The following is a 14,532-nucleotide window of genomic DNA, read 5'->3' on the forward strand; positions in this document are numbered from 1 at the left end:
TTGGGGGCACGGTGGTGTGCCACGATCGCGGCAGTCGGGGAGTGCAGCTCAACGCCGGGCGTGGACCATCCAGCACGCTGCGGTGTAGCGGACTTCGCCATCGACGACGAACTGCGTGTATGCCTGGCTGAGCGCGGTGATCACCTGAGCGCGTGTCTGGGTGTCGACGGTCCGCAGTCTCCGGCCTACCGACCCCATCCGCGTCAGGTAGGCAGGAAGGTCGCGTTCCCGCATGGTGCATGCGACGTCAACCGGCCTGATATCGACGTCCGTCCAGCCGCCGTCGCGCAGAACGGCTTGTATCCGATGCGCATCGGCGAATGCGAACGGCCCAGGGCTGCCCGTGGTCAATGGCTCAAGGTCGGTGAGCAACCGCGCCGCAGCGTGCTCGGCGGTGCTCATGAACGGGTTATCCCTGGGGTGACGCCAACACACGAACGTGAGTCGGCCACCGGGTCGTGTCGCGCGCCTGAGATTTCCAAACGCCGTCGCGGGATCATCGAAGAACATCACTCCGAAGCGGGACACCAGGAGATCGAATGTGTTCGGCGGCAAGGCAAACGACTGGGCGTCACCGATAATGAACTCGACCGGAAGATTGCTGCCCTGCGCGCGCTTGCGAGCCGTCTGAATCATCGGCTCGGAGATGTCGATTCCGGTGCACCTACCGTGGTCTGCGAAATGCTCGGCGAGGGCCAATGTCGTTGCGCCCGTTCCACAACCCACATCCAAAATCTGCTCGCGAGGTTCGGCTGACGCAGCGACAGAGTCGACAATGAGGCCCTCGAAGGGTTTCAGCGTCTGGTCCAGCACGCGCTGCAACGTCACCCACGCCTCGCCGCTGTCGCCGTTCCACACCTGCACCTGAGCAGCGTTTCCCCGGTCGGCCATCGTCTTCTCCCTTGCCTACAAACTGGACAAGGCCCACAATCGCAGTTCAAGTGGACTTGAGCGCAAGAGGAGCTATCCGGCGGTGATCGACATCTCTGTGGTCGCGAAGCGCTCTGGCCTGCCGGCCTCGACGCTGCGGTTCTACGAGGAGAAGGGACTGATCGCCTCGGTGGCTCGACGGAGTCGGCGCCGGTTCTTCGGCACTGACGTGTTCGACCGGTTGGCGCTCATCGCACTCGGGCGGACTGCCGGGTTCTCGCTCGACGAGATCGCCACGATGCTCGCACTCGGCGGAGCGCGCCAGATCGACCGAAACGCCCTTGAAGCCCGGGCAGCAGAGATCGACAGCACCATAGCGAGACTCTCCGCGATCAGCACCGCGCTCAAGCACGCCGCGGCCTGTCCGGCTCCGAATCACATGGAATGTCCCACTTTCCGCGGCTACCTCGACCTCGCCGCGGCCGGACTGGTCAGTGCGCCGCCGCCGCGCGCGCCCTGCCCGGGTCCGCCTTACCACTGATCAGCGGCAGGTCGAGATACGTCGCGATCCCGGGAGGCGCCGCGCATACCGCAGGAACCGAGTTCACGCAGTGCGCGGCGGTGCCGACCACTCCGTACTCCGGGCCCTCTCCGCCGACCTCGGACTGGAAGCCCTTCACCGATACGGTGAAGTCGGGGTTGCCGCGCACTTCCATCTCGTAGCGCTGCCCCTCCGGCCCGAACGACCAGGCCGGGTCGAGATTGTCCTCCCCCATCAGCCAATTCACCGTCACCCGCACCACCGGCTCACCGTCGACGAGCGCTTCCCAGTGAAACTTGCGGGCCGCGACCTGTCCCGGTTCTATCGTCCCCATCGGCGAGTCGATCGGCGCGGTGGCTACGGCGATCTCTTGTCGGGCCTGAATTCTCGGGTCGGCGGCGAACCCGAGCTGGTCGACACACATCCGCACGGCCTGGATGAACCCGGTGTCGAGCATCTTCTGCATCGGCCCGGTCAGCGCCTTGTCCGGGGTTTCGCCGAAGCCCATCACATGGCGCAGCACGTCGGGCGCCTCGTAGGTGCGCAGGTCGGAGTACTCCTCGGCCCGCACGAACGTCACGCCGGTGGACATCGCCGAAAGCATCAGCGGGAACTTCTCGCTGATACCGCCCGGGGCTATTCCGGTGCCGTGCAGAGTGGCACCGCCGGCGACGGCGGCCGCTCGCATCGACGCCCCGCTACGCTCGCTGGGATACAGCCATCCGACGGGGGTGACGACGTTCTTCCCGGATCGGAGCAGCGCCTCGACCTCGTCGGGGTTGGCGATCAGCGGCGAGTAGATGACGGCGTCTGCGTCCAGCGCCAGGATCTCGTCGACGCTGTCGGTAGCGATCACGCCGAGCGCGGCGGTACCGATGATGTCCCCGACGTCGCGGCCGGCTTTTTCCGGTGAGTGCACCCAGCAGCCGACCAGCTCCAGTTCGGGATGCTCAAGCACCCCTTTGATCGCCGCTACACCCACTCCACCGGTGGCCCATTGCACGACCCGCAACGCCATGTCGCCTCCTCCAGCACGCAAAACTAGAACACGTTCTATCGACAACTACACCAGATGTCCGCGCGTAGGCACCCGAAATGGAAAACCCGTCCGCGACCACGTCGCGGCGGCGCTCAACCACTTCGGGGCGTGTGAGCCCTGGCGGCTGGAATCCGTCCGGCCCGCGCTAACGTGCAAACAAGACGCAACGAAGCGAAGGGACGACGGGATATGAGCCGGATTTTTGTCATCGGTGTCGGTATGACGAAGTTCGAGAAGCCGGGCGGACGCGCAGCTGGCGGAGCGGAGCATGAGGCGCGGCGGGAGGGCTGGGACTACCCGGACATGGCCCGCGAGTCGGGCACCAATGCGCTGTCCGACGCCGGGGTGGACTACACCGACATCCAGCAGGGCTATGTGGGTTACTGCACCGGTGACTCGACGTCGGGTCAGCGCGCGCTCTACGAGTTGGGCATGACCGGCATCCCGATCGTCAACGTCAACAACAATTGCTCCACCGGATCGACGGCGCTGTATCTGGGCGCGCAGGCCATCCGCGGTGGCCTGGCCGACTGCGTCCTGGCGCTGGGCTTCGAGAAGATGCAGCCCGGATCGCTGGGCGGCGGTGCCGACGACCGGGAGTCGCCGATGAAGCGGCATATCCTGGCGCTCAACGACATCGACGAGATGCAATTCCCGGTGGCGCCGTGGATGTTCGGCGCGGCAGGCCGTGAGCACATGAAGAAGTACGGCACCACCGCGGAGCATTTCGCCAAGATCGGATACAAGAACCACAAACACTCGGTGAACAACCCGTACGCGCAGTTCCAGGACGAGTACACCCTCGACGACATTCTGGCAGCCAAGATGATCTCCGATCCGCTGACCAAGCTGCAGTGTTCACCCACCTCGGACGGCTCGGCGGCGGTGGTGTTGGCCAGTGAGGACTTCGTCGCCAAACGCGGACTGGCCGGCCAGGCCGTCGAGATCGTCGGGCAGGCGATGACGACAGATTTCGCGTCGACGTTCGACGGCAGCGCCGCCAACATCATCGGCTATGACATGAATGTCCAAGCTGCACAACAGGTTTACCAGCAGTCCGGGCTTGGGCCACAGGATTTTCAGGTGATCGAGCTGCACGACTGCTTCTCGGCCAACGAGCTGCTGCTGTATGAGGCCTTGGGGTTGTGCGGGCCCGGCGAGGCGCCGCAGCTCATCGACGATGACCAGACCACCTACGGCGGACGCTGGGTGGTCAACCCGTCCGGTGGGCTGATCTCGAAGGGGCATCCGCTGGGGGCAACCGGGCTGGCCCAGTGCAGCGAGCTGACGTGGCAGTTGCGCGGAACCGCCGACAAGCGTCAGGTCGACGGGGTGACTGCCGCGCTGCAGCACAACATCGGCCTCGGCGGGGCGGCTGTCGTCACCGCCTACCGGCGCGCCGACCGGTAGAACTGCGAGCAGTCGCGAAAGCCCCCCTCTGACAGCAATCTTGGGGGGCTCCGCGTCTGCGCGGGCAGACAACGACCGGCTACACCGTCGCCGGTACCTTCGCGTGATCGTCGTCGAGCATCGTCAGCTCGTCGAACGGGTCATCACCGGCCAGGACCGACTTCACCTTGGCCCGGTCCATGGTGTGTGTCCACGACCCCACCAACAGCGTGGCCACCGCGTTGCCGGAGAAGTTGGTCAGAGCTCGCGCCTCGGACATGAAGCGGTCGATGCCGACGATCAGTCCGACTCCGTCGAGCAGGTCCGGGCGGTGCGCCTGCAGACCACCGGCCAGCGTGGCCAGACCTGCGCCGGTGACGCCGGCCGCACCCTTGGAGGCGACGATCATGAACAGCAGCAGACCGATCTGTTCGGCCAGCGTCAACGGGTCACCCAGGGCGCTGGCGATGAACAGCGAGGCCATCGTCAGGTAGATCGCGGTGCCGTCCAGGTTGAACGAATAGCCGGTGGGAACAACGACACCGACTGTCGAGCGGTCCACACCGAGGTGTTCCATCTTCGCGATCAGCCGGGGCAGCGCCGATTCCGACGACGAGGTCGACACGATCAACAGATACTCGCGGGCCAGGTAGCGCACCAGCTTGAAGATCGAGACCCGAGCCACCGCCCGCAGCAATACGCCGAGCACCCCGAAGACGAAGATCACGCACGTGAGGTAGAAGCCGAGCATCAGGGCAGCCAGTTGCCCCACGGCGGCCCACCCGGTCTGTCCGACCACGTTGGCGATCGCACCGAACGCTCCGATCGGGGCCAGCCACAGGATCATGACCAGCACCTTGAACACCAGCTTCTGCAGATGCTCGACGCCACGCAGGATCGGCTCGCCGGCGCGCCCCAGCCCTTGCAGCGCAAAACCGACCAGCAGCGCGATGAACAGCGCCTGCAACACACTGCCCGCGGTCAACGCCGAGAACATCGATGTCGGGATGATGCCCTGGACGAACTCCATCAGGCCGCCGGACTCGTGCGCCTTCTCGGCCAGTTCGACGCCTTTGCCCGCCGCGCCCTCGGTCAGATGCAGGCCGCTACCCGGGTGCAGCAGGTTGCCCACGAGCAGGCCGATCCCCAACGCGAATGTCGACATCGCCATGAAGTAGACGAACGCCAATCCGCCCACTTTGCCGATGGTGGCGGCCTTACGGACCGATCCGATGCCCAAGACGATCGTGCAGAAGATGACCGGCGCGATCATCATCTTGATCAGCGCCACGAACATCGTGCCCAGCACGCCGACGCTCTTGCCGATCTCGGGAGCGAAGATGCCCACGCCGATACCGGCGATCACCGAGATGATGACGGCGATGAACAACCAGTGGGTACGGTCGCGCCTTTTCTTCGGCTCCTCGGGCGCCGGGCCCGAAGCCGGCCGGTCCAATGTCGTTGTCATCGTGACTCCTCCAGATACAGCGTGCGAATTGGGTCTGAGAGGATGCTCACTGAGGGCGTGAGCCAGGTCACGTTTTAGTTCATTGATTTCAAGTAGGCGCCATGCTCTGGGGCGTTTCAGCAGCGGAAACGCAACGCGCTGTGCTGTCTATTATCTGACTTGGCAAACGCGATCGGCTAAGCCTTCTCGTGGTGTCGCTCTACCACCACAAGGAGTCATCATGCACCACCACACCACCACCGACAACACCACCGCGACCAGCGGCTTTCCTGTCGACTCGGCCACCCGCGCCTGCTGCGGCGGCATCGGCCAGCACACCCGCACGTGCTCGACGGTGCCGGTGCCGCCCGGTTGCAACCACGTCGAGCAGTGGGACGCGGCGCAACGGTACATCGCCGCCGACCTGTTCGGGCCGGTCTCGGTGTGGTCGTACCAGCGCCACGACGGCACGCTGGCCGATGTTCAAGTGTTCATCCGGCTGGCCGACGTGCAGTTCGCACCCGGCCAGTCCCAGCCGGTCGCCGACCATTTCCGGCGTCTGGCGCGCACGGTGGCCGAGGCTGACGAGCTGGCGCAACAGTGGCAGCGCTGGACACCCCACCGAGGGTGACATCCACCGCGAGCGGCCCCCGGCTACGGTCGGGGGCCGCTTTGCTTGTGCGTTCCCGGCGCTGAGCGTGCCCCTGGCGGGTCGGCCACGCTGCGATGGTGTGATCGTGTCGGCGCACCATGCGGGCGTGGCAGGGAGGCTGCGGCGCTCCTCATGTCTTCCCAGTTGTCGGACCACACTGGTATCATCGCCGCCAGAACCTCCGGTTGAAGTGACCTTCGGGTCCACCGTCGCGGCATGGCATGGCGAACGCACACCGAGTGCGTAATGGGGCGCAGAGGTTCGCCCCAGACCCCGCTCAACCCGTCAATACAGATGAGGAACCTGCCATGACCGAATACCGGATTGCACCCGACACTAACCCGAACAGTCTGCGCCATCAGCTCGCGCGGCATGATGCGCATTCTTACCGACTGCGGCAAGCCGAGGAGTTGCTGACCGAAGAGGGTTATATCGAAGGCTCTGACGGCATTTGGAGACTGCCCGACGAGCGACACCAGCCTCCAGGCCACCGGAGGTGAAAGACAGTGCGCGCTCAACCCGCCACCACCGCGCGCTTGCGGTGAGACCCGCTGACACGTGGGCCACCCGCACGCCGAACACGTGAGTCACGTTGACTCACAACCGGTTCCGGTGTCCTGCCCTGCGACAGTGCTACCCAGCAATCCAGGTGTGGGCTGCTGTCGCGGTGAGTGTAACGGTCGATCTGTCGATGATATGTGCTGGGCCTGCCGCACCAGGCGCACGCCTCGTCGAACGTCTCCGCCCGCACACCCACCGCCTGTAAAGCCTCCACTTGTTTCCGATTCACGTTGCCTCCCAACGATTGTGCGCCCCCGCACCGCCGCGCGCCAGGAAAGGAGAAGCAAACACGCGGCGGTGCAGGGGTTCGGCTCGACCGGCGACGCGTCAACCACCGAACACGCAGCCGGGAGCCGGGTTTAGACCCGAACCGGGTGCCGCCTTTGATCTGCTGAACCGAAAGGACAACGGCACCCGGCCCGGGTGGTCTTGTTAGGCCGTGGTGGGGATCGAGAGCAGCCTGAACGCTTCGGGCACGAGAACACCGGAACCGTATCTGGCCCACAAGAATCCACCGCGACGCCCCACCGGTCTGCGGTTGGGGCCGACCACGTTGGGGATCAGCTCAAGCAGCGAGCCCGAACGAACCGTGATCAGGAACTGCTTGAAGTCGCCGTACAATGCGACGAAATTGTCTTCGGTGACAGCCGGATTGATCGTCACATCCATGTGTGAGTTCTCGAACACGTTGCGGCCCAGCAGCATCGGCGGGTTGTCGCGCAGCTCCGGGAAACGTAGCGCGCCGTTTCCGGTCTCAAACTGTCGCGCCGTGTTGATCAAACCCAAACCCATCATCCACGATGAATTTGCCTGCCAGCGTGGCGCTGCCTCGTTTTGCACCTTGTAAATATCTGCTGCGGAGAATGTTTCGGCAACAGTCGGCGACACCACCGAACCACCCGCAGCGGCGACAGCCGTTACCACGCCGGTCGGCTGACCGGTCCCCGTGCCGAGCGTGCTCGCCGCACTTGTCAACTGGTCGAGCCCGTCGAGCAGCAACTTTCCTAGCTCGTCAAGGAAGCTAGCGGCGTCCATGCCGACCTCAAACGACCATTCGACGTACGCGGAAGCCTTGTGGCACGGGATCGCGGGCTGACCGAACGTCGGCGACGCGTCGGCGGCTTCGTCGCCTTCACCAAGCCATTCGGCGGTCACCCCGGCACTGGTGACACCGTGCCAAACGTCGGTGAACGTGGGCTCGACACGCGCGATCTGCAACAGCGGGTTGGTGGACCCGCCGTTGGTGAGCAGCACTGTCGGGTCGAGGTGCCACGGCACCAAGTAGCCGCCTTGGTTGTCGGTCAGCGACATCGCGCTGCGTTCGGCGTGCACGGCGGTGGCGACCCGCCACGCCTCGGCCTCGTCGGGTGTCCAGGACAGATGCCCGTTGTCGGGGTCGATAGCCTTCTTGGCGAACGCTGACCGGTAGGCCTCGCTGCCGGTCGCGGCCACCCACCGGGCCGACCAGGACCGGGCCAGCAATGAACCGGTGTCGAGCTGGCGCTCGACTGTTTCGGCGCCGGAAGCGTTGACAGTGCCGTCGCTGACAGCGCGTTCCAGCAGGCGCATCGCTCGGTCGCGGCCAGGGACACGGCTGCCGCGTTCGTGGTCACCATCGCCCGGATCGGTGCCGGGAACCAGCTTTGTCCGGCCCTCGCCGAGCGGCTCGCGGCCCGACTTCACGTCCAGCCTTTTGCGATGGCCGTTGACTTGGTCGAATTCGTCCTGCAGCTCGCGAACCCGCTGCTCGTCGGCGGCGCTGAGCCGGTGTTTCGAAGAGATGATTTTGCCCTGCTCCTGCACGAGTTCGGCGCAGGCTGCAGCGCAATCGTCGCGCGTCATCCGCGCCAATTCTTCACGTGTCTTCATGTTTTGGCGTCCTTCGAGAGACCACAACAGACACCCCGGCTTGCGGGGAGTGTTGGGAGGCAACAGTTTCGGGACTCACCAGAGTGTCGGGCCTCTCGTAGCCGGGTCACCTGACAGCCGCAGTGTTTCAGGTGCCGACGTTGCGCGAACGTGAGCACCCTTCAGGTTAGCGAGCGATTCCGCATCACGCCAACCTGTTCGGCGACACACCATCGACGACACGCCGGGGCTTCGCCCGATCACACACTCACGACGCCGCCGCGCGTTTCGCATCGGCCAGATTGTCGAACCGACGCGGGTGCCCGAACGGTCGCCCGTCCACCCAGCTTTCCAGCATCCAGAACCCGCCGTGTTGCAACGCCAAACCGGGCGGTGCGTCCTTCGGATAGGGCACGTGCTCGCGGCGCACAATATGCAACCGGTCGCCGTCAGTGGCCCGCCACGTGCCGTCGTCGTGCTGCACCCAATCCATGTCCATCAGACTGTTCCCGCCCAGCCGAACGGGTTGGGCGCGGTCGGGTCAGCTGTTCCCGCAGCAAGACCCGCGATGGCCGACTCTGCAGCGGGTGTGCAGCCGAGTTCGCGGGCGCAGGCCCGCATCTCTCCGACTGCCATCCGCGCCTCCCGCAGAGCGGGGTTACTCTTCACGGCGGTGCCAGTTCGGGTTTTCACCGGCAACAACACCCCGAACCGCTCGACGGCAGCGTGAGCACGGAGGGCCTGGTCATACATCATGGCGTAGCCGCGCAGCACGCCGACGTGTGCCTCGGTGAGCAGATCGAGACGTTCCAACGTGGGGACCGTTGCCTCCCAGAGGACTTTCTCATTCTCGGTGAGATCAGCCGGCATCTCCGGTGCCTCACGAATAAAGCTGGGCGGCAACGGAACCCGTCGTCCACCGCTGTCGCGCCCTTCGCGGACGCCCTTCAGAAGCCGCAGACTTGCGGGCGCTGCGCGTCGCCCCGATCCTTTACCGCCCATAGTATTCAGAGGCCTCCTTGCGTACCAACAGTTTTCAGTAGCCGACTGAGGTCGGAATGTGTTGCGGCCCATTGTACGCCGACCGTGCAGTGCAAACCTGATTTTCCGACCGTGCACATGCGGCGACGCGGGGCGTTGTCGGTCGGGCAAACGTTCCGCGATGGGGGGACCGGCCCCCCTGGGTCGGGACCTGTTGGGCGGCAGCATGTCCCGCTCACGACTGGGTCTCGGGTTGTGTTGTGCCGGTTGCGGTTTGGGGCGTGTCGGTCGGTGTCGGGTGTTGTTGCGGGTCAACGGTTTTGGCGTGATCGGCGAGTGCATAGAACAGTTGGCCCACAACGTTTCTCAGTTGTGCGACGCCGAGGCCGCGCAGGTGTTGCTCAACTTTGGTGGCGTAGGCGGCACCGCGTCGAGCGTCGGCAACTATGGCGCGTGCTGCCACCTGGGCACGGTCGGTGCTCAGACACCGGCTCGGCGTCCCACCCTGCACCTGCACGGCACCTCCGCGCCGCAGCTGTGCCATCAGCAGGCCCAACGCTCGCTAGCTGGTGGGGCGATGCCGTCGTCGTCGGCAGCGCTCGACCACACCGCAATGTCGCCGAACTGTTCGATCAGTTCCAGCCACAACCGGGCGAAGCACTCGATGCGGTCGAGTTGGTCGGCGTCGGCCAGCATGACCGGGCCGTGGCCGAGGCGGTCGAGCGCCTGCATGGCCGACCACGGGCTCCACGGTGGTACGGCACCGGGGCGACGCATCAGCGCCGTCTCGATCTGCTGGCCGAGCAGGGCGATGCGTCGCCGTTGGCGATCCAGGTCTGTGAGCTGCTGTCGCATGTGTGTGCCTCCCTAACGACGTCCAACACCTGCCCAGGTGGTTCGCTTCCCCGGCGGCGAGAAAACCCGCAGCGTGCCACTCAGCGCCGGGACGGTGCATCGCAGCGCCGGGGTCGCGCTTGGTGACCACCAACGGCAGCGCACCATTGCGGCACAGCCGCAGCCCTCGTCGTTTGCTTGCGGTGTCGTCATGACGACAAAATTCTGTCGTCATTGGGGGTTGGGTGTGGACAACCCCTAATACGCGAATTCGATAGTTAGTTAGTCTATATATACCTGATAGATGGGTTGTTAGGTCTCCCTTACTTTTCGGCGGAAGCGCCGAACGACGACAACACAATGTCGTCATGTCGTCATTGTCGTCATTTGCTGTGCGCCGCAGCGGATCAACCGTTCAGCGTCCATCTCACGGTGCGTTCACCCGGTTGCGGATCAAGTCGGCGCACCTCGCCGGACTCGGCCAAACCCAGCAGTACCTTGGCGATATGCGGCTGGTCACGACCGGCTGCACGACGCCGCAATGTGCCTTCGGTGACTCCGTCTGACCCCGCCTCGCGCAGCTTGCCGACCACCCAATTTTCAAGTCGGCGGCGACGCTGAAAACCTTGGCGGCTCTGCTCGTCGTTGGCGGCGTCGAACTCGACACCACGCGTGCGGCCCCGCTTGCGGGCCTCGGTAACCGTCGCGCGGTCGACCTCTTGAGTGACATAGTCACGCGTGAACGTCGACACCCGTGCCGCGACCCCGGCCAACCGCCAATCGTCTGGCGTCATTTCGTCGCGGCCGTCGAGCACGGCCAGTGCGAACGCGAATTTTTCCCGCACGAATAGGGCGTGTGCGTCTAGGTTGTCGTGCTCGTCGCAGTCACGGTGTTGCCGTTCTGCGGCATCGCGGATCATCTCGACGGCCTCGAAAGGAACCGCCAATTCTTTCGGGTACTGCCACGCCGCGGGCGACGGCAACACCAGCGGCCCAGGCCATGGTGGGGCTTGCCTGCTCACCCGCTGGTCGACGCCGGGAAACCACATGAACCGTTGCAGTAGACCGCCTGTCCGGTCGTCGAGCAGCACGCCCGCCTTGGCTGGTTGAATGTTGATCACTAGAACGGTGCGATAGCTGTGCGCTGGCAGGTGTAAATCGTTGGTGCGGTAGGAGAACCCGATCTGCGCGCCGGTGAACGCGGATCGCAGCGTGCTCGACAGGGTCGCGTTTTTACGGGAGCCGAGCACCTGCAGGCTGTCGCCTTCGTCGGCGACGAACAGCACCGACTCGTGCAGCCCGGCAGGTTCCCCGGTTTCTTTGTTGGCCGGTCGCGTGTAGGCGTCGAGAAACCCCTCCCCGCTGCCCAGGTTCCGTCGCCGCACTGTCGACCGAACAAGCTCGTGTGCAACACTTTCCGACGCTGACTTGGTTGCCCCTGACGGGGCTGCGACCACACCAAACCAGTTGAGCGAGCCGCGCCCGCCGATGAGCGGCGGCAACACAATGTGCGGACGCAGCATGGCCAACGCGATGGCGACACAATGGGCGAGCACCGGCCACGGTGAGCACATCCGCGACAGTGCCGCAAGATAGATGGTTTGCAGCGACTCCCGCTCGGTCCAGAACCCCCTTTCAAGGCGTTGGAAGTCGTTGAACCGTAGCGGTTCCGGCTCGTCGTCATGATCGGCGTAGATGCCACCGGCCCGCGCCCTGGTGCCGACATTGGACAGGTCTCGTGGGTTGTCGAATCCGCGACGGCGAGCACTGGCGATCGTGTCGGTGACCGATTTTTCCCCGTCCTCCTGTTCGAGAAGGTTGGCCCGGCAGGCATCCCGCAACGCGCTGTAGACGTCGGTTTCGTCGAGCGCACCCGCTGCGACCAGTTCGTACAGGTTGGCCGCTGACCGGAACAGCTGGGTGTTGCGGTCGCCTTTCGGTGCGTCGGCCACTATCCGTGTCTCGGCGTCAAACGCTTTCCGCGCGTATGTGGTGACCACGGCGCTGTTCGGGTCTGTGCGTGGCGGCTGGGCCGCTGCTATCGCCTTGTCTGCGGCTGCCTGGTTGTCGTAGTACGGGTTGCCGTCCCATGGCAGTCGGATCGGCTTCGGTGTAAGATCGGTGTCGCTTGTGTCAGCAGCGTTGCTAGTGCCCCCCGCCTTCCCACGGTCGGGGGGTTCTGGTTTCTGGGGCATCTCAGCGGTCAACCTCCCCGCCGTATTCGCGGGTGCTGACATCCGAATTGTGTTGCGGCTCAATCTGAGTCACGTGACTCACGTGGGCGGCCTTCACGATGACCGCTTCGGCTTGCGCGCGGTTGCCCGCGCGGGACGCAGCAGCTCGGCCAGGCGGGCGGCGCTGCGGGTCGTGCATAGCGCACGGCCCGCCATCGGTGATGAACTGGCACGGACGGCCAAGTCGTGTGGGCATTCCGCAGACCCTGACCGGCACGCCTACGCGGTTGTGCAGCGGTGACTCGGTTGCGAGGGCTCTAGTTTCAGCGTCGAGCGCACGACGACGGTCGTGAAAGTGGGTGATCTTTATGGTGTCAACGCGGGGCGACCACGCTTTCGTGTGATGTTCAACGATGCGACGAGAGCCCCGGCAGGTCACGCCGACATACAACAGTCGACCATCGGCGTCGAACATGCGATACACCGCGTTTTGCTCGGCTCGGTCGCTCACGATGCCGACCCCCGCCGCTGGCGGGCACGTGACGCGCGGAACGCCAACTGCTGAAAATGAGCAGCCTTCGCGTTGCGTATCGCCTTGGCCCGTTCGGTTTCCGACAGTTTCCGGTCGGGGTCGACCAGGTCGGCGAACCGGCGTTCGGCTGCGTCGCGGCCAGGTTGTGTGACCGCCAGACGGGACGCGTGGTCGGGTGTCTGCGCCCACCGCGTATTGGCGGCAATCTTGGCGCGTTGATGACGTTGCGCGGCAGTAAGTTTCGGAGATGTCACGGCGGTGTCCTTTCACACACTGCTGTTCGTGACCTCAACTCGGGACGGGTGCCCCGCGAAGCTCCAATCTTCCACCGCCGCGAAGGTCAGTCGCGGCTGCTACCGCCAAGCTAAGCCCTGATCGCGCCGAACCGCCACTGCCGGAACCGCTTACATCTGGCGCGCAGAACACAGGCAAATGGTACACACGCATACCGAACGGCGTCCCCATCCTGGGATTGTCAAGCAAACCGTGCGCGAAACCCTCTGTCTGTTGAGTCTTTTGACTCACCTCGGCAAAGTGGCCTGCTGAACGCAATTGGTGCGACACGCATCGACGACACGCCGGTCAGTCGATTCTATACACCGTCATGCAACGCGGTTGGCACGCGGCAGAGGGGGCAGTGCGGCGGCAATAGCTTTGGTTTCGGTTCCCTGGTATCGAAACTGTCTGCGCACCAGACTCGCCAACGACATCAGAGTTCGCCGAGCGCGAGACGTTTCGCCTCGGCGGCGGCGCGGTCGGACGCGGTGGCCGCGACGTAGCGGTCCAGCATTTCGCGGCGACGCCACCCGGCGACCGCCATCAGACCACCCTCGGTGCCTTCAGCGGCCAGCCAGCGGGTCGCCATGGTGTGCCGCAGCAGGTGCAGATGGAAACGCTGTATCCCGGCGTCGGCAGCGCGCTTGCCGAGCGCGCGGTTCACCCCGGCGTAGGCGAGTGGCTTACCGGATTCGCTGAGCCACAGCTGGGACGCCTTCAATTCGCGACGAGCCCGCATGTAGCGGTCGATGGAGTGCGCCGTTTTCTGGCCGAACGGCACCACGCGCCCGCGACCGCCTTTGCCTCGCCGCACCTGGGCGAGGCCGCGGGACAGGTCGACGTCGTCAACACTGAGCCCGAGCAGCTCGGACGCTCGTAGGCCGGTTTCGGCGAGTATGCGCGCCATCGCTTCGTCGCGGCGGTCCCGGAATGTGTTGCCCCGGCATGCTTTGAACAGCGCGGCCAGCTCATCGTCAGTGAGCGGGTTGGCTGCTTTGGCAGGGACTTTTGGCAGGGTGAGCCCGGTCAACAGGTCGGCATCGATTTCACCCTCGGCAGCCAGCCAGCGCGAAAACTGTTTCAGTGCAACCTGTCTGACATAGGTGGTTCCCGGTGATGGCAGTGACGCTAGGAAAGCGGTCACTGTGCGGCGGTCCAGCACTGCGGGCACACCGCTGTCGGCGCACCATCGCAGAAACACGCGCACGCTGATTTCATACTGGTCAACCGTGGCGGGCGACTTGCCAGCGGCGCGGAGCGCCAGCACCCACGACGGGACCAGGCCAGCTAACTTTTCCTGCGACTCAGCCATGTCAATTATCGTACTCGCGTACGCCGTGCTCTGATATTATCTTGCACTGTGACTAGTAAACCTGCTGGTCAGCGCA

General features: G+C 64.9%; 15 protein-coding genes. 3 read left to right on the forward strand and 12 right to left on the reverse strand.

What is annotated here, in order from left to right:
• Positions 1-48 precede the first annotated feature (48 nt).
• Entirely contained in the window at positions 49-891 is an 843-nt protein-coding gene (locus KXD98_RS19805; RefSeq protein ID WP_260760025.1) for a class I SAM-dependent methyltransferase, read from the reverse strand.
• Between the two features lie 82 nt (positions 892-973).
• Between KXD98_RS19805 and KXD98_RS19810 the strand changes: the two genes are divergently transcribed.
• Positions 974-1,411, forward strand: a complete 438-nt coding sequence (locus KXD98_RS19810; RefSeq protein ID WP_260760026.1) for a helix-turn-helix domain-containing protein — start codon at positions 974-976, stop codon at positions 1,409-1,411.
• Here the strand turns inward: KXD98_RS19810 and KXD98_RS19815 are convergent.
• Positions 1,362-2,429, reverse strand: a complete 1,068-nt coding sequence (locus tag KXD98_RS19815; RefSeq protein WP_260760027.1) for a dihydrodipicolinate reductase — start codon at positions 2,427-2,429, stop codon at positions 1,362-1,364. The two genes, KXD98_RS19810 and KXD98_RS19815, sit on opposite strands and share 50 nt — an antisense overlap.
• A 210-nt stretch (positions 2,430-2,639) precedes the next feature.
• On the opposite strand from KXD98_RS19815, the gene KXD98_RS19820 reads away from it, so the two are divergent.
• Complete coding sequence (locus tag KXD98_RS19820; RefSeq protein WP_260760028.1) at positions 2,640-3,860, forward strand: lipid-transfer protein; 1,221 nt, start codon at positions 2,640-2,642, stop codon at positions 3,858-3,860.
• A 79-nt stretch (positions 3,861-3,939) separates the two neighbouring features.
• Here KXD98_RS19820 and KXD98_RS19825 read toward each other — a convergent pair whose 3' ends face one another.
• Positions 3,940-5,307, reverse strand: coding sequence for a cation:dicarboxylate symporter family transporter (locus KXD98_RS19825; RefSeq protein WP_260760029.1), 1,368 nt, complete (start codon positions 5,305-5,307; stop codon positions 3,940-3,942).
• 220 nt (positions 5,308-5,527) lie between these two features.
• On the opposite strand from KXD98_RS19825, the gene KXD98_RS19830 reads away from it, so the two are divergent.
• Positions 5,528-5,917 carry a hypothetical protein gene (locus KXD98_RS19830; RefSeq protein WP_260760030.1) on the forward strand — a complete coding sequence of 130 codons (390 nt, stop codon included), beginning with the start codon at positions 5,528-5,530 and terminating at the stop codon, positions 5,915-5,917.
• A gap of 1,014 nt (positions 5,918-6,931) precedes the next feature.
• Here the strand turns inward: KXD98_RS19830 and KXD98_RS19835 are convergent.
• The 9 genes from KXD98_RS19835 to KXD98_RS19875 form a co-directional block, all read right to left on the reverse strand.
• Positions 6,932-8,368 (reverse strand): phage major capsid protein, encoded by a 1,437-nt coding sequence (locus KXD98_RS19835; protein WP_260760031.1) that lies wholly within the window; start codon positions 8,366-8,368, stop codon positions 6,932-6,934.
• A 247-nt stretch (positions 8,369-8,615) separates the two neighbouring features.
• Complete coding sequence (locus KXD98_RS19840) at positions 8,616-8,840, reverse strand: hypothetical protein (protein ID WP_260760032.1); 225 nt, start codon at positions 8,838-8,840, stop codon at positions 8,616-8,618.
• Between the two features lie 5 nt (positions 8,841-8,845).
• The gene (locus tag KXD98_RS19845; protein ID WP_260760033.1) at positions 8,846-9,217 is read right to left on the reverse strand and encodes a phage terminase small subunit P27 family; all 372 of its coding nucleotides are present in this window, start codon (positions 9,215-9,217) and stop codon (positions 8,846-8,848) included.
• Positions 9,218-9,563: 346 nt separating this feature from the next.
• Complete coding sequence (locus KXD98_RS19850; protein ID WP_260760034.1) at positions 9,564-9,791, reverse strand: hypothetical protein; 228 nt, start codon at positions 9,789-9,791, stop codon at positions 9,564-9,566.
• Between the two features lie 80 nt (positions 9,792-9,871).
• Positions 9,872-10,183: a hypothetical protein gene (locus tag KXD98_RS19855; RefSeq protein ID WP_260760035.1), complete on the reverse strand. Its 312-nt coding sequence runs from the start codon at positions 10,181-10,183 to the stop codon at positions 9,872-9,874.
• A 386-nt stretch (positions 10,184-10,569) separates the two neighbouring features.
• The gene (locus KXD98_RS19860; protein ID WP_260760036.1) at positions 10,570-12,114 is read right to left on the reverse strand and encodes a YfjI family protein; all 1,545 of its coding nucleotides are present in this window, start codon (positions 12,112-12,114) and stop codon (positions 10,570-10,572) included.
• Positions 12,115-12,358: 244 nt separating this feature from the next.
• The gene (locus tag KXD98_RS19865; RefSeq protein WP_260760037.1) at positions 12,359-12,847 is read right to left on the reverse strand and encodes a hypothetical protein; all 489 of its coding nucleotides are present in this window, start codon (positions 12,845-12,847) and stop codon (positions 12,359-12,361) included.
• Positions 12,844-13,122: a hypothetical protein gene (locus KXD98_RS19870; RefSeq protein WP_260760038.1), complete on the reverse strand. Its 279-nt coding sequence runs from the start codon at positions 13,120-13,122 to the stop codon at positions 12,844-12,846. The genes KXD98_RS19865 and KXD98_RS19870 overlap by 4 nt, the downstream gene beginning before the upstream one ends.
• A 455-nt stretch (positions 13,123-13,577) precedes the next feature.
• Positions 13,578-14,456, reverse strand: coding sequence for a tyrosine-type recombinase/integrase (locus KXD98_RS19875; RefSeq protein WP_260760039.1), 879 nt, complete (start codon positions 14,454-14,456; stop codon positions 13,578-13,580).
• Positions 14,457-14,532: the final 76 nt, after the last annotated feature.

It is taken from the genome of Mycobacterium sp. SMC-4, from assembly GCF_025263265.1.
In the GTDB taxonomy this organism is placed as follows: Bacteria; Actinomycetota; Actinomycetes; order Mycobacteriales; family Mycobacteriaceae; genus Mycobacterium.